The sequence below is a fragment of the Streptomyces sp. DH37 genome, from assembly GCF_029813835.1.
Lineage (GTDB): Bacteria > Actinomycetota > Actinomycetes > Streptomycetales > Streptomycetaceae > Streptomyces.
In genome coordinates this window covers 1-15071 of sequence record NZ_JARVKV010000098.1, presented here as the reverse complement: position 1 = coordinate 15071, position 15071 = coordinate 1, and the positions used below count along the sequence as shown (strand labels likewise).

Below are 15071 nucleotides of genomic sequence, written 5' to 3'. Positions count from 1 at the left end.
CCGCCCTCCCGCCCGCCGAGAAGCCCCGAGAAGCGAGAACGCCGCGTCATGGCCGCCGCCCCGGAACTGACCTCCCCGCGCTCCCCCCGCGTCACCGCCGTCCGGCGGCTGGCCCGCCGCAACACCCGCGGCAAGGAGCGCCGCTTCCTCGCCGAGGGACCCCAGGCCGTACGCGAGGCGGTCGGCCACCGCGGCGGCGGCGAACCCACGCTCACCGAGCTGTTCACCACGCCGGAGGCCGCCGAGCGGCACGCCGACATCGTCGCCGCCGCCCGCGCCGCCGGGGCCCGGGTCCGCACCGCCACCGACGAGGTGATCGCGGAGCTGTCGCAGACCGTCACCCCGCAGGGCCTGGTCGGCGTCTGCCGCTTCCTCGACCTGCCCTTCGAACGCGTGCTGGCCGCCCGCCCGAGGCTGGTCGCCGTCCTCGCCAACGTCCGCGACCCGGGGAACGCCGGGACGGTGCTGCGCTGCGCGGACGCCGCCGGCGCCGACGCGGTGGTGCTCACCGACGCCTCGGTGGACCTGTACAACCCCAAGTCGGTACGGGCCTCGGTCGGCAGCCTCTTCCACCTGCCCGTCGCCGTCGGCGTCCCCGTCGAGCGGGCCGTGGCCGGACTGCGCGAGGCCGGGGTGCGGGTGCTGGCCGCCGACGGCGCGGGCGAGCACGACCTGGACACCGAGCTGGACGAGGGCCGCATGGGCGGCCCCACCGCCTGGGTCTTCGGCAACGAGGCGTGGGGGCTGCCGGAGGAGACCCGCGCACTCGCCGACGAGGTGGTGCGCGTCCCCATCCACGGGCGCGCGGAGAGCCTGAACCTCGCCACCGCCGCGGCCGTGTGCCTCTACGCCTCGGCCCGTGCGCAGCGTGCTGCCGGAGGGTGCCGCTCCGTCACGCCGAGCTAGTAGGGTGGCGTGCCCGGGGCCCGAAGGGGGGTGAGCGGGAGTGGACGTGAGGACGTCCGGCGGACAGGGCGGCAGGCCGTCCGACGCGCCCGGCGCGGTCCGCGCGCCCCACGCCTCCCGCACGCGGCGGGAGCCGCCGCGGCCCGACGGTCCGGGGGTGCTCCCCGACGACCTCCCCGACGGACTGGTCGTCGCCGACGCCCGCGGCCGGGTCGTCTGCTTCAACGCCGCCGCCGCCCGCATCACCGCGACACCGCCGGACGAGGCGCTGGGCCGCCCCGTCGAGCAGGTCCTGCCGCTGGAGGACCTGGAGGGGCGCCGCTGGTGGAAGGTCACCGACCCCTACGGGGGCCTGGCCATCCGCACCGGCCAGCCCGAGCGCAACCTCTTACTGCCCGGAGGCCGGGAGGTCCTGGTCTCCGCGCGGTACGTACGCCCGTACCGCACAGGCCCCGTGCAGCGGCTCGTGGTGACCCTGCGCGGCACCGAGGCGCGGCGGCGCACCGAGCGCAGCCACGCCGAGCTGATCGCCACCGTCGCGCACGAGCTGCGCTCGCCGCTGACCTCCGTCAAGGGCTTCACCGCGACGCTGCTCGCCAAGTGGGAGCGGTTCACCGACGACCAGAAGCGGCTGATGCTGGAGACGGTGGACGCCGACGCCGACCGCGTCACCCGGCTCATCACCGAGCTGCTGGACATCTCGCGCATCGACTCCGGGCGGCTGGAGATCCACCGCCAGCCCGTGGACATGGCCGCCGCCGTGGACCGGCACGTGCGGGCGCACGTCGCCGCGGGCCGGCCCGAGAGCCGGTTCGTCCGCAGGATCGTCACTCCGCTGCCCGATCTGTGGGCCGACCCGGACAAGATCGACCAGGTGCTCGGCAACCTGCTGGAAAACGCCGTGCGCCACGGCGGGGGAACCGTCACCATCGAAGTGGCACCGGCACGGACCAAGACGGGCGACGAGGGAACGGCGGTCACGGTGAGCGACGAGGGCCCCGGCATCCCCGAGGAGTCGATGAGCCGCGTCTTCACCCGCTTCTGGCGCGGCAGCAAGCGCGGCGGCACCGGCCTGGGCCTGTACATCGTCAAGGGCATCGTCGAGGCCCACGGCGGGGCGATCACGGTCGGCCGTTCGCCCGCCGGCGGGGCCGAGTTCCGATTCACCCTGCCCGCGGGCGTCCCGGCCTTCATGGCCTGAGCGGGCGCACGCGGGCTCCTCCGGGTCAGTGGCGATCTTCCTCGCCCCGTAGACTCGACAACCGGTACCTTCGAGCGGCCCGGGGACCGGCTCCGCCGAGACAACGGGTGCCGAAGCGCCGAAGCGGGGCGAAGCAGCCAACCGAAACCACGGGCCAACCGAAAAGCACGGGAAGAGATGTCCGCACCCAACAAGTCGTACGACCCTGTCGAGGTCGAGGCACTGAAACCGGAAGAGATCGACCGGGCACGGGACGCGGCCCTCGCCGCGATCGCCGCCGCCGGCGATCTGGAGGCGCTGCGCGAGGTGAAGGCCGCCCACGCCGGCGACCGCTCGCCGCTGGCCCTGGCCAACCGCGAGATCGGCGCCCTGCCGCCGCACGCCAAGGCCGAGGCGGGCAAGCGCGTCGGCCAGGCCCGCGGAGCGGTGGGCCAGGCCCTCAAGCGGCGCCAGGAGGAGCTGGAGGCCGAGCGCGACGAGCGCGTGCTGGTCGAGGAGGCGGTGGACGTCACGCTGCCCTTCGACCGCGTCCCCGCCGGCGCCCGCCACCCGCTGACCACGCTGTCCGAGCGCATCGAGGACGTCTTCGTCGCGATGGGCTACGAGGTCGCCGAGGGGCCCGAGGCCGAGGCCGAGTGGTTCAACTTCGACGCCCTCAACATCGCCCCGGACCACCCCGCCCGCACCATGCAGGACACCTTCTTCGTCCAGGGCCCCGAGGGCTCCGGCGAGGGGGAGTCGGGCGTCGTGCTGCGCACCCACACCTCGCCGGTGCAGATCCGCTCCCTGCTGGAGCGGGACCTGCCGGTGTACGTGATCTGCCCCGGCCGGGTCTACCGGACCGACGAGCTGGACGCGACCCACACCCCGGTCTTCCACCAGGTCGAGCTGCTCGCCGTGGACGAGGGCCTGACCATGGCCGACCTCAAGGGCACCCTGGACCACATGGTCCGGTCCCTGTTCGGCGAGGGCCTGGGCACCCGGCTGCGCCCGTCGTACTTCCCGTTCACCGAGCCGTCCGCCGAGATGGACATGGTGTGCTTCGCCTGCCGCGGCGAGTCCGTCGGCGACCCCGACCGCCCCTGCCGCACCTGCTCCTCCGAGGGCTGGATCGAGCTGGGCGGCTGCGGCATGGTCAACCCGCGGGTGCTGACCGCCTGCGGTGTGGACCCGGAGCGCTACAGCGGCTTCGCCTTCGGGTTCGGCATCGAGAGGATGCTGATGTTCCGCCACAACGTCGAGGACATGCGAGACATGGTCGAGGGCGACGTCCGGTTCACCCGGCCGTTCGGGATGGAGATCTGATGCGGGCCCCGCTTTCGTGGCTGCGGGAGTACGTCGACCTGCCGGCCGGTGAGACCGGCCGCGACGTCGCGGCGAGGCTGATCGCCGCCGGGCTGGAGGTCGAGACCGTCGAGCGGCTCGGCACCGGGCTCAAGGGCCCGCTGGTCGTCGGCCAGGTCCTCGCGATCGAGGAGCTGACGGAGTTCAAGAAGCCCATCCGGTACTGCCAGGTCGACGTCGGCGAGGCCAACGGCACCGGCGAGCCGCAGAACATCGTCTGCGGCGCCACCAACTTCGCCGTCGGCGACAAGGTCGTGGTGATCCTGCCCGGCGGCGTGCTGCCCGGCGACTTCCGGATCGGCGCCCGCAAGACCTACGGCAAGCTGTCGGAGGGCATGATCTGCTCGGCCAGCGAGCTGGGCATGAGCGACGACCACGCGGGCATCATCGTCCTGCCGCCCGAGCACGAGGTCGGCACCGACGCGATCGAGCTGCTGGAGCTGGTCGACGAGGTCCTCGACATCGCCGTCACGCCCGACCGCGGCTACTGCCTGTCCATGCGCGGCATCGCCCGCGAGACGGCCACCGCCTACGGCCTGCCGCTGCGCGACCCGGCGCTGCTGGACGTGCCCGTGCCCAACGAGCACGGGTACCCGGTCGCGATCGACGACCGGCGCGGCTGCGACCGCTTCACCGCCCGCACCGTCACCGGTGTGAGCCCCGAGGCGCGTTCCCCGATCTGGCTCCAGCGCCGGCTGCAGAAGGCCGGGATGCGCCCGATCTCGCTGGCGGTCGACATCACCAACTACGTGATGCTCGAACTCGGCCAGCCGCTGCACGCCTACGACCGCTCCCGCGTCAACGGGACGATCGGCGTGCGCCGGGCCCGGCCGGGCGAGAAGCTCACCACCCTCGACGGCACCAAGCGCGAGCTGCACCCCGAGGACCTGGTCATCACCGACGACAGCGGGCCGATCGGCCTGGCCGGGGTGATGGGCGGAGCCGACACCGAGATCGCCGACGCCCAGGAGACGGCGGGCACCACCGAGATCGTGATCGAGGCCGCGCACTTCGACCCGGTCTCCATCGCCCGCACCGCCCGCCGCCACAAGCTGTCCTCCGAGGCGTCCCGGCGCTTCGAGCGCGGCGTGGACCCGCAGGCCACCTCCGCCGCCGCCCAGCGCACCGTCGACCTGCTGGTGCTGCTGGCGGGCGGCACCGCCGAGGCGGGCGTCACCGAGATTGTCTCGCCCAGCGGCCCGCACACCGTCAGGATGCGCGCCGACCACCCGGACCGGGTCGCGGGCAGGGCCTACGGACGCGAGACCGTGGTGCGCCGCCTGCAGGACGTGGGCTGCGACGTCTACGGCACCGACGAGCTGACCGTGACCGTGCCGTCGTGGCGGCCGGACCTCACCGACCCCAACGACCTGGCCGAGGAGGTCATGCGGCTGGAGGGCTACGAGAACCTGCCCTCCACCCTGCCGCGCCTGCCCTCGGGCCGCGGCCTGACCGAGCGGCAGCGGCTGCACCGCCGGGTCGGCCGCGCGCTGGCCGGGGCCGGCTACGTCGAGGCGCCGAACTACCCGTTCATCGGGGAGGCCGCCCTCGACCAGCTCGGCCTGGAGAAGGACGACGCCCGCCGCCGCACCGTGCGGCTGGTCAACCCGCTCTCCGACGAGGAGCCGGCGCTGCGCACCACGCTGCTGCCCGGACTGCTCGCCGCGCTGCGCCGCAACGACGGCCGCGGCTCCCAGGGCGGTCACGGGGGGCTCGCGCTGTTCGAGACCGGTCTGGTCTTCCGTCCCACCGGCGAGGAGACCCCGGCCGTCCGGCTGCCGGTCGACCGCCGTCCCACGGACGAGGAGATCGCCTCCCTGCGGACCGCGCTGCCCGCGCAGCCGCGCCGGGCCGCGGTCGTCCTGGCCGGGGCGCGCGAGCAGGACGGCTGGTGGGGCAAGGGCCGCCCGGCGACCTGGGCCGACGCGGTGGAGGCGGCCCGCACGGTCGCCCGCGAGGCCGGCGTGGAGCTGGCCGTGGAGGCCGACCGGCACGCCCCCTGGCACCCGGGCCGCTGCGCCGCGCTGTACGTGCGCGCCGGAGGCGAGCGCGTCCTGGTCGGGCACGCCGGCGAGCTGCACCCGCGCGTGGTGAAGGCGATGCACCTGCCCGCCCGCGCCTGCGCCATGGAGATCGACCTCGACCTGCTGGAGCGGGCCCGTACGGGAGCCCCGCAGGCCCCGCACGTGTCCGCCTTCCCGGTGGCCACGCAGGACGTCGCCCTGGTGGTGGACGCCTCCGTCCCGGCCGCCGAGGTCGAGACGGCGCTGCGCGCGGGCGCGGGGGAGCTGCTGGAGTCGCTGCGGCTGTTCGACGTCTTCACCGGCGAGCAGATCGGCGAGGGCCGCAAGTCCCTGGCGTACGCGCTGCGCTTCCGCGCACCCGACCGCACGCTGACCGCGGAGGAGGCCACGGCCGCCCGCGAGGCCGCCGTGGCGGCGGCGGTGGAGCGCACGGGCGCGGTGCTGCGCGGCGCGTAGCGGTCCGTCCCGCGCCGGCCGGTCGACGGGCGGTACGACGGGCGGTACGACGGCGGCGGGGCGCCCCTCCGGGGGCGCCCCGCCGTTCGCGTTCCCGGCCTCCGCCTCCGCGCCGTGCGGGCCGGTGCGGGCCGGTGAGTACCGGCGCGTACCGGTGCGCGTCAGTACGTGTAGAAGCCCGCTCCCGTCTTGCGGCCCAGGCGGCCCGCGTCGACCATCCGCTGGAGCAGCGGCGGGGCGGCGTACAGCGGCTCCTTGTACTCCTCGTACATCGAGTACGCGACCGAGGCGACGGTGTCCAGACCGATGAGGTCGGCGAGCTTGAGCGGCCCCATGGGGTGCGCGCAGCCCAGCTCCATGCCGTTGTCGATGTCCTCGCGGCTGGCGATGCCCGTCTCGAACATCCGGATCGCGGAGAGCAGGTACGGGATCAGCAGCGCGTTGACCACGAAGCCCGAGCGGTCCTGGGCGCGGATGGCGTGCTTGCCCAGCGTCTTGACGACCACGGTCTCCGCCCGCGCGATGGTGTCGTCGGAGGTGGTCAGCGCGGGGATCAGCTCCACCAGCCGCTGCACCGGCGCCGGGTTGAAGAAGTGGATGCCGATCACCCGGTCCGGGCGGGCGGTCGCCACGGCCAGCTTCACCAGCGGGATGGAGGAGGTGTTGGAGGCCAGGATCGCGTCCGGGCTGGTCACCACCTGATCGAGGATCTGGAAGATCTCGGTCTTGACCTGCTCGTTCTCCACGACCGCCTCGATCACCAGATCGCGGTCGGCGAACTCGCCGAGGTCGGTGGTGAAGGAGAGGCGGCCCAGGGTGGCGTCGCGCTCCGCCTCGCTGATCTTGCCTCGTGCGGCGGCCTTGTCCAGGGAGGTCACCAGCCGGGTACGGCCTATCTCCAGGGCTTCGCCGGTGGTCTCGGCGACCATGACGTCCAGGCCGGCCCGTGCGCAGACCTCGGCGATACCCGAGCCCATCTGGCCGCAGCCCACCACTCCGACGCGTTCGATGTCGGTCACATCGTGCCTTTCGCTGATCCACTGGTCCGTGACGCCGCCCCCGTACGGTTCCGGCCGCAGCGCCTCGCCGACCGACGTTACCCCGCCGCGCCGGAGGAACGGTCGGCCGCCCGGACGGTGGGATCAGCCCGTGGCGCAGGCCGATCCGTTGACCTCGAAGGCCCCGGGGGCGCCGTTGGAGCCCGACCAGGAGCCGGTGAAGCCGAAGGAAGCCGAGGCGCCCGGCTCCAGCCGCGCGTTCCAGCCCGCCGAGGAGGCCGTCACCGTCGCGCCGCTCTGGGTGAAGGAGGCGTTCCACATCTGGCCGACCCGCTGGCCGTCCGCGAAGGACCAGACCGCCTTCCAGCCGTCGACGACGGCCGTGCCGGTGTTCCGCACGGTGACGTCCGCCTGGAAGCCGCCCTGCCACTGGTTGGTGATCCGGTAGGTGACGGCGCACCGCGCGGGGCCCGGCTCCCCGGGATCCTCCGGGTCGGTGGGATCCTCCGGGTCGGTGGGGTCCTCGGGGTCGGTCGGGTCGGTCGTTCCGGCGCTGTCGCCGTAGAGGATGCCGCGGCCGTTGGTGGCGACGTAGACCCGTCCGTACACCCGCGGGTCCCCGGTGATGTCCGCGCCGGTCCAGCCCCACTGGTGGGCGTCGTCGTTGATCCGCACCCAGCTCGCCCCGGCGTCGTCGGAACGGTAGATCCCCCGCACCCCGTCGATCTTCGCGCTGCTGTACAGGGCGGGGTACGAGGCGCCCGGCGCGGCCTTGCCGAAGCCGATGGTGTCGGCCTCCTCCACGCCCCCGATCCGGGTGAAGCTCCTCCCGCCGTCGGTGGAGCGCCACAGTCCGTAGGTGTCGCCGCTGCCGCCCGCGAGCCAGATGTGGCCCTCCTCGCCGGGCACGGCCTTGAAGCGGACGCCGCCGTCGCCGGGCAGTCCGGTGGCGGGGGAGGCGGTGAAGGTCGCGCCGCCGTCGGTGCTCACGTAGAAGGTGCCGCCCGAGAAGCCGTAGAAGGTGTCGGCGTCCACCCGGTCCGCCTCGACGCGCGCGCCCGCCGGGATGCCCCGCGAGGCCGTCCAGGAGCCGCCGTAGCCGGTGGTGCGGTGCACGCCCGCGCCCTCCGGGCTCCAGACGAAGCCGCTCGCGTCGGCCGCCGCGGCCACGGTCCCGCCGCCGGTCACCCCGGACGGCTGGCTGCTGCCCGCGAACCAGTTGGCGCCGTTGTCGGTGGAGAAAGCGATGTTCTGGCCGGTGTCGCTACTGCCGACCCGGACCACCGTGCCCGGACTGCTCTCGGCGTAGTCCAGGCTCGAGACATTGCCCATGTACGGGGACTGGTACATCAGCTCCGGCACCCGGTCCAGGTCGGTGTGGCGGAAGCCCCCGATGTCGAGGAGGCCGCTGAGCAGCGGCGCCCCCGAGGGCGGGCTGATCAGGTCGTTGACCGCCGTCTCCTCCAGGCCCCGGACCATGGGCTTGATGGTGAAGGTCTCGTCCCTGTCCCAGGCGGTCAGCTCCTCGGTGCCGTAGACCGTGGCGCCGGTGCCGTACATCATCCGGTCGGAGTCGAACGGGTCGATCTCCAGCGACTCGGTCATCCAGCCCAGCTTCGGCGCCGTCTCCGGCGGCGAGGGGTTGCCGCCGAAGGTCAGCCACGGCACGGAGGAGACGTCCATGGCGAAGCGGTCGGAGCGGTTGGGGTAGGAGCCGTACTCCCAGGCCCGTGTCCAGCTCCCGCCGGCGTCGGTGCTGCGGAAGATCTGGGTGTCGGGCCACCAGGAGCTGTAGCCGGTGACCATCACCGTGCCCGGGTTCTGCCGGTCGAGCGTCAGTCCGCTGTAGCCGAAGTACGTGTCGGCCTCGGGCACCGGGCTGATGTCCGTCCACGCGCCGCTGCCGGTGTCGTAGCGCCACACCTGGCCCTTGCCGCCGTCGTAGGGGCCGCCGGTGTCGGAGGTGGCGATGTAGAGGTGGCCGCTCCGGGCGTCCAGCACGCCCTTGTGGGGGAGGTAGCCGGTGGGCTGGCCGGGCACGGCCTCCCAGGTGGCGCCCGCGTCCGTGGAGCGGTAGACCGACTCCTCCTTGTCGGCCACGCCGACGTAGATCGTCCCCGTCCGGCGGCCGGCGCTGCCGGTGGACTCGTCGAAGGTGACCCAGACGACGCCCACCTCGTCGGTCAGGTAGTCGTTGTCGCTGCCCGGGTCGGGGACGTAGGTGCCGGGGTTGGGGAAGCTCGTCACCTCGGACCAGGTGGCGCCGGAGTCCGTGCTGCGCCACAGGCCGTGGCCGCTGGGGGCGCCGAGGTAGAGGACGCGGTTGTCGTTGGGGTCGATCGCCAGCCGCTCGCCCATGCCCCGTCCCGGCATGTTCCCGCCGAGCTTGAAGGGCAGCTCGGTGGTCTTCCAGGTCGCCCCGCGGTCGGACGAGCGCATGACGGCGCCGTTGTTCGGGTCCCAGTCGTTGGTGTAGTTGCCGACGGCGACGTACACGTTGTCGGGATCGACCGGGTCGGTGGCCAGGGACGCGACGCCCGTGTGGCCCCACTTGTCCCAGCCCACCGAGTCCAGCAGCGGGACCCAGCGCTTTCCGGGCTGGTCCCAGCGGTAGGCGCCGCCGATGTCGGTGCGGGCGTAGACCAGGTCCTTCTCGGACCGGTTGAAGACGATGCCGGGCACGAAGCCGCCACCGTCGATCCGGACGTTCTTCCAGGTGTAGCTGTCGGCCGGGACGCGGGAGACCGCGACACCCTGTCCCCGGGCGTCGGGGCCGGCCGCGGCCGGGTTCGCGGAGGCCGTCAGCAGGCCTCCTGCCAGGGCCAGCGCCGCCAGGGCGGCGCCGGCCGATCGTCTTGTGCGCACGGACACGTCCTCTCCGGGCAGATCCGCCCATGCGGGCGGTAAGGGGGGTGAACCAGTGAGTGGGAGCGCTCCCAGGTGTGCGTGGTGCGGATGCTAGTTGTCGAACGCCGTTCGCATAAGGCCGTTCGCGCCAGGGGCGTCAAGAGGACGCGGCGGCGGAGGGCGGCGGCCTTTCGTCCGTCACGCGCGGTTGCCCCGCCGTTACCCGGCCGCGATGATCGGGTGAGTCGTCGTCACGAGGAGGCAGTAGCGGTATGGGGCGTTTCTCTCGGAGGACCTTCAGTGCGGCGGCGGTCGGAGTGCTCTCCGCCTCGCTGCTCACCGGATCCGGAGCGGGCACGGCGGCCGCGCGGGAGCCGGGGGACGCGGGCGGCCGGTACGGGCGGCGGCCCCGGATGCGCGGTGTGTGGGTGGCGACCGTCGCCAACATCGACTGGCCGGCCAGATCCGGCCTCACCGCCGACGAGCAGCGCGGACAACTGCTGGCCCATCTGGACACGGCGGTCGAGCGCCGCCTCAACACGGTGTTCCTCCAGGTGCGGCCCACCGCCGACGCCCTGTGGCCCTCGCCGTACGAGCCCTGGGCGCAGTACCTCACCGGCACCCAGGGCAAGGACCCCGGCTGGGACCCGCTGGGCTTCGCCGTGCACGAGGCGCACCGGCGCGGGCTGGAGCTGCACGCCTGGTTCAACCCGTACCGCGTGGCCAACCACGCCGACCCCGCGCGGCTGTCCGCCTCCCACCCGGCGCGGCGGCATCCGGAGTGGGTGGTTCCCTACGGCGGCAAGCTCTACTACAACCCGGGGCTGCCCGAGGTCCGCGCCTTCGTGCAGGACGCCATGTTCGACGCGGTGGAGCGCTACGACATCGACGGCGTCCACTGGGACGACTACTTCTACCCGTACCCGGTGGCGGGCCAGGTCTTCGACGACGACGAGGCGTACGCGCGGTACGGCGGCGGCTTCGCCGAGCGGGCCGACTGGCGGCGGCACAACATCGACCTGCTGGTGCTGGAGACCTCGCGGCGCCTGAGGCGGACCAAGCCGCGGGTGCGCTTCGGGATCAGCCCCTTCGCCGTGTGGCGCAACGCCGGGACCGACCCCGAGGGCTCCGCCACCCGCGCGGGCGTGGAGACCTACGACGACCTGTACGCGGACACCCGCAAGTGGGTGCGCGAGCGCTGGATCGACTACATCATGCCGCAGGTGTACTGGAACATCGGTTTCGCCGCCGCCGACTACGCCGAACTGGTGCCCTGGTGGGCCGGCGTGGTGCGGGGCACCGGCGTCGAGCTCCACATCGGCGAGGCGCTGTACAAGGCGGGCGACCCGGCCCAGGGCCCGGCCTGGCACGATCCGGCCGAGCTCTCCCGCCATCTGACGCTCTGCCGGGAGTACCCCGAGGTCCGCGGCAACGTCTACTTCTCGGCGAAGCACGTCGCCGCGGACCCGATCGGGGCGATGACCCGGGTGGTGGAGGACCACTACGACCGCCCGGTGCGGGCGCCCCGCTAGCGGCCGCCCCGGCCCCCGCCGCCCCCGCGGACGGACCCCGGCGTCACCGGCGCCGGGGTTCGCCGTGCTCCAGCAGGGGCTCGCCGTGGTGGCGCACCACGGAATCGGGCCCCGGCGACATCACGGTCTCGTGTCCGTCCTCGAAGCGGACCCGGTACGGCGGCTCGCCGTTCGCCCCCAGTACCTCGATGATCTCCGCGACCCTCTCGTGCTGCCCCACGAACCTGCCGTGGACCAGCAGCAGGTCGCCCACGTTCGCCTGCATCGGCGGTCTCCCTCTGTCCGTATCGAGAAGAAAAATCCTTTTGGTCACGATTCTAGGGGTGGAGGGAGGCCGGATGCCCGCGAGCGGGGAAACCCGGGGAACGCGGGGAGGCGGCAGGGGGGAGCGGGGCAGAACCGGTCGACGGTCCGCGTGCCGGCTGCCGGGCTCTCCCGCCGTGAGCGCCCCGTACGGGATCCCCGCCGCCCCGCCCGCCTCGACGCCGCGCGTCCACCGGCGGCTGTCCACCGACGCCCACGGGGCGCTCGGCCGCAGCCGCGAGAAGCGGGACCGGGCTATCGCGGGCCCGCTCGGCCCCGGGGCGTACGGCAGGGCCGGCGGCGAGCAGCCCGGCCATGCGCGGGTGGCCACCGGCCGGGCCGCGTTCGCCCGGCTGTGCGACGTCCGCGTCGCCCCGCCGCACGCGGCCGGAGCGTGGGGAAGGCGCTGGTGGGAGCCGCGCTCGCGGAGCCGGAGCCGTACGGGCCGAAAGCGGGCGCCGCCGGCCGCGGAGGACGCGCACGGCCTCTGCGAGGGGTTCGGCTTCCGTCCGCCGGCGCAGCCCGGACGGTCGACGGCGCCGGCCCCCCGGTGATCCGGGCATACGTCCGAAAACAGTCCGTGCCCGACCGTCGAACAATCCGGTTCACGGTTCTACCATCCGGTAATGCACCTGCGGATCACGCTGCTCGCCGCCGCCCGCAGTTCATCCCTGCTGGACGTGCGCTTCGAGGACGACCGCCCCCTGGACGCCGCCGGATGGCGTGAGGCCGAGCGGGCCATCCCGGCGTACGCGCACCTGGCGGGGGCCGAACTGCGCTACTGCTCGCCGAGCATGCGCTGCCGGGAGACCGGGGACGTCCTGGGCCTGCGACCCCTCGCCCAGCCCGCGCTGCGCGAGTGCGACATGGGCCGGTGGCGCGGCCGCACGCTCGGGGAGGTCGCGGCGAGCGAGCCGCGGGCCGTGGACGCCTGGCTCACCGACCCCCACGCGACCCCGCACGGCGGCGAGTCGCTGTTCGCCTTCATCCTGCGGGTCGGCGGATGGCTGGACACCCGGCCGGGCGGCGAGGGCGACTGCCTGATCGCCGCGGTCGTCGAGCCGACGGTGCTGCGGGCGGCCGCGGTGTACGCCCTGAAGGCCCCGCCGCACACGTACTGGCACATGGACCCCCACCCGCTGTCGTCGATCACCCTGGCCGGGTGGGCGGGCGACTGGGTGCTGGCCATGGACCACTGACGCGCCCCGGGGCGCGGCGCCTCCGCCGCGCCCCGGGGGCCCGTCGCCTCCGTCCGGGCTCCTACAGCTCGCGCTCGGCGTAGGCGACCATCGCGTCCCGCACGAAGACCGCCGTGCCCTCGCCGTGCCGGTCGTAGGCGGCGGTGAACCGCGGGTCGTCGACGTACATCCGCCCGAGCCCGGCGAACTGCTCCGCGGTCGGGCGCCTGTCCTGCCAGCCGGCGGCGACCCACTCGTAGTGGCGCCGCGTGATCTCCCGCACCTCCTCGCCGTCCGGCGCGAGACCGGCCCGGTGGGCGCGGGCGTAGTCGGCGGCGATGTCCAGCTGCCGCTGCTGGAACCCCTTCCTGTCGTCCTCGGAGAGCGAGCGCCACCACCGGTCGCCCTTCTCGTAGGCGTCGCGGCCCCAGCGCTCGATGACCTCGTCCTTGTGGCGGGTGTGGTCGAAACCGTCGAGAACCTCGTCCGGCATGAGAGGTTCGCCTCCTTCCATCCTGGTCAGCGTCGTCCGTACCGACTCGATCTGCCGGCCCAGGCGCTCCCGCTCCTGTTCGAGCAGCCTCAGATGGGTGCGCAGCGCGGCGGCCGCGTCCCGCTGCCCGTCGAGCGCGTCGGAGATGGCGGCCAGCCCCAGGCCGAGCTCGCGCAGCAGCAGGATCCGCTGGAGCCGCACCAGTGCGTGCTCGTCGTAGTAGCGGTGCCCGCCGTGCCCGGTCCGGCTGGGACGCAGCAGCCCGACGGCGTCGTAGTGGCGCAGGGTGCGGCTGGTGGTCCCGGCCGAGCGGGCGATCTCCTGAATGGACCATTCCATCGCCTTTCAGCCTCCGATCCGCCGGCGATTGGGTCGGTGACGGCGACGCTAGGGGTTTCCGCCGCGTCAACTTCAACCCCGGAGCCCGGCCGCCCTCCCGGCGGTTCCGGCCGCCCCGGAGCACGGGCGCGCCCGTGGCGGGGTCCGGAGGCTACGACCGGCGGCGGGGCTTGCCGCGCCGGCCGCCCCGGGACGCGCCGGAACCGCGCCGGGGGCTCCCGCCGCCCCCGGTCCCGCCGCCCGCGGGCTTCTGCCGCGCGCCACCCCTCTCGGGACGCTTGGCCTTCGGCTCCTCCTGGGCGGCGGGGCGGCGGCCCCGTGTGCTGTTGACGGTCCGCCCGCGGACGATCCCGATGAAGTCGTCCACCATGTCGGTGGTCCGGTCCTCCCGCCACGACAGCGCGACGCGCGACTGGGGGGCGTCCGTGACCGGCCGGTAGGTGAGGTCCCTGCGGTGGTGCAGACGGGCGAGCGACTGCGGGACGACGAGGAGCCCCACCCCCGCCGCCACCAGCTCGACCGCGTCCGCCGTCGTGGCGGGGCGCTCGAACGCCGGCCGGCCCGGCGGGCGCTCCCAGTCGAGGGTGTCGTCGAGGGGGTGCAGCACGATCTCGTCGGCCAGTTCCCCGGCGGACACCTCGTCGACCGCGGCCACGAGGTGGTCCTTCGGGACCACGACCACCGTCGTCTCGGTGTAGAGGGGGATCGCGCTGAGGTCCGTCCGGTCGGTCGGCAGCCGCAGGAGACCCGCGTCGGCGCCGCCGTCCCGCAGGACGCCGGCCGCCTCGGCGGCGGGCACCTGGACGAGGTCCAGGGGGATGCCGGGCAGGCGCTCGTTCCAGATCCGCACCCACTTGGCGGGCGTCACTCCCGGGACGTACGCGAGCCGGAACGAGGGGGACGCTTCCGAGCCTGTCACGTCGCCAGGCTACCGGGCGCGGCGGGAGGCGCCGCGCGCTCGATACCCTGGGCACCATGAAGTCGCAGCAGACCACCCAGACCATGAAGCCCGCCACCGCGGCGAGGAAACTGGGTGTGTACCTCGAGGCCACCCCCGCCGAGTTCCGGGAGGGCGTCGTCTCGCGCGCCGAACTGAACGCGCTGCAGGCCGATCCGCCCGCGTGGCTGCGGGAGCTGCGACGCGACGGCCCGCACCCCCGGCCGGTGGTCGCGGCGAAGCTGGGCATCTCCAACTCGGGCCTCGCGCGCGGCGGGATCACCGAGCCCCTGACCACGGAGCAGATCGAGGCGCTGAAGGCGGAGAACCCCGAGTGGCTGCGGAAGGAACGCGCCACCCAGGCCGAGGTCCGCAAGGAAGCGGCGCGCCTGAGGGAGAAGAAGGCGGAGGAGGGCGACGACCGGCCCCACCCGCCGCGCCCCTGACCCCCGCCGCCCCCGCGGCGCGGGGGTGACGCCGCTCCCACCGCTTCCCGGCCCGCCGTCCGGTCTC

General features: G+C 74.1%; 13 protein-coding genes. 8 read left to right on the top strand and 5 right to left on the bottom strand.

The features are described 5' to 3' along the window. Window positions 1–48 precede the first annotated feature (48 nt). The 4 genes from QC029_RS28995 to pheT all read left to right on the top strand — a co-directional run bounded on the left by QC029_RS28995 (window position 49) and on the right by pheT (window position 5931). A complete protein-coding gene (locus tag QC029_RS28995) occupies window positions 49–906 on the top strand; it encodes an RNA methyltransferase (RefSeq protein ID WP_279558807.1) in 858 nt (285 codons plus the stop codon). Window positions 907–1063: 157 nt separating this feature from the next. Further along, complete coding sequence (locus tag QC029_RS28990; RefSeq protein WP_279558806.1) at window positions 1064–2107, top strand: ATP-binding protein; 1044 nt, start codon at window positions 1064–1066, stop codon at window positions 2105–2107. A gap of 177 nt (window positions 2108–2284) precedes the next feature. Next, window positions 2285–3412, top strand: a complete 1128-nt coding sequence (pheS, locus tag QC029_RS28985; RefSeq protein ID WP_279558804.1) for a phenylalanine--tRNA ligase subunit alpha — start codon at window positions 2285–2287, stop codon at window positions 3410–3412. Beyond that, window positions 3412–5931 carry a phenylalanine--tRNA ligase subunit beta gene (gene pheT / locus QC029_RS28980; protein ID WP_279558803.1) on the top strand — a complete coding sequence of 840 codons (2520 nt, stop codon included), beginning with the start codon at window positions 3412–3414 and terminating at the stop codon, window positions 5929–5931. Before pheS ends, pheT begins: the two co-directional genes overlap by 1 nt. A 161-nt stretch (window positions 5932–6092) precedes the next feature. Here the strand turns inward: pheT and QC029_RS28975 are convergent, their stop codons facing one another. Together QC029_RS28975 and QC029_RS28970 are read right to left on the bottom strand one after the other, a co-directional pair. Continuing rightward, window positions 6093–6950: a 3-hydroxybutyryl-CoA dehydrogenase gene (locus QC029_RS28975; protein ID WP_279558802.1), complete on the bottom strand. Its 858-nt coding sequence runs from the start codon at window positions 6948–6950 to the stop codon at window positions 6093–6095. A gap of 123 nt (window positions 6951–7073) precedes the next feature. Continuing rightward, window positions 7074–9794 (bottom strand): cellulose binding domain-containing protein, encoded by a 2721-nt coding sequence (locus QC029_RS28970; RefSeq protein WP_369281323.1) that lies wholly within the window; start codon window positions 9792–9794, stop codon window positions 7074–7076. A gap of 254 nt (window positions 9795–10048) precedes the next feature. On the opposite strand from QC029_RS28970, the gene QC029_RS28965 reads away from it, so the two are divergent. Next, window positions 10049–11308 (top strand): glycoside hydrolase family 10 protein, encoded by a 1260-nt coding sequence (locus tag QC029_RS28965; RefSeq protein WP_279558801.1) that lies wholly within the window; start codon window positions 10049–10051, stop codon window positions 11306–11308. 43 nt (window positions 11309–11351) lie between these two features. Here the strand turns inward: QC029_RS28965 and QC029_RS28960 are convergent, their stop codons facing one another. Continuing rightward, a complete protein-coding gene (locus QC029_RS28960; RefSeq protein ID WP_279558800.1) occupies window positions 11352–11573 on the bottom strand; it encodes a DUF1918 domain-containing protein in 222 nt (73 codons plus the stop codon). 175 nt (window positions 11574–11748) lie between these two features. Here QC029_RS28960 and QC029_RS28955 point away from each other — a divergent pair, with 175 nt between their 5' ends. Together QC029_RS28955 and QC029_RS28950 are read left to right on the top strand one after the other, a co-directional pair. Continuing rightward, complete coding sequence (locus QC029_RS28955) at window positions 11749–12165, top strand: GNAT family N-acetyltransferase (RefSeq protein ID WP_279558799.1); 417 nt, start codon at window positions 11749–11751, stop codon at window positions 12163–12165. Between the two features lie 72 nt (window positions 12166–12237). Continuing rightward, the gene (locus QC029_RS28950; RefSeq protein ID WP_279558798.1) at window positions 12238–12810 is read left to right on the top strand and encodes a histidine phosphatase family protein; all 573 of its coding nucleotides are present in this window, start codon (window positions 12238–12240) and stop codon (window positions 12808–12810) included. Between the two features lie 61 nt (window positions 12811–12871). Here QC029_RS28950 and QC029_RS28945 read toward each other — a convergent pair whose 3' ends face one another. Next, entirely contained in the window at window positions 12872–13621 is a 750-nt protein-coding gene (locus QC029_RS28945) for a MerR family transcriptional regulator (protein WP_279558797.1), read from the bottom strand. A 151-nt stretch (window positions 13622–13772) separates the two neighbouring features. Beyond that, a complete protein-coding gene (locus QC029_RS28940; RefSeq protein ID WP_279558796.1) occupies window positions 13773–14540 on the bottom strand; it encodes a LysR family transcriptional regulator substrate-binding protein in 768 nt (255 codons plus the stop codon). Between the two features lie 56 nt (window positions 14541–14596). Here QC029_RS28940 and QC029_RS28935 point away from each other — a divergent pair, with 56 nt between their 5' ends. Then, on the top strand, window positions 14597–15004 hold the full coding sequence (locus tag QC029_RS28935) for a DUF5997 family protein (protein ID WP_279558795.1): 408 nt from the start codon (window positions 14597–14599) through the stop codon (window positions 15002–15004). Window positions 15005–15071 lie beyond the last annotated feature (67 nt).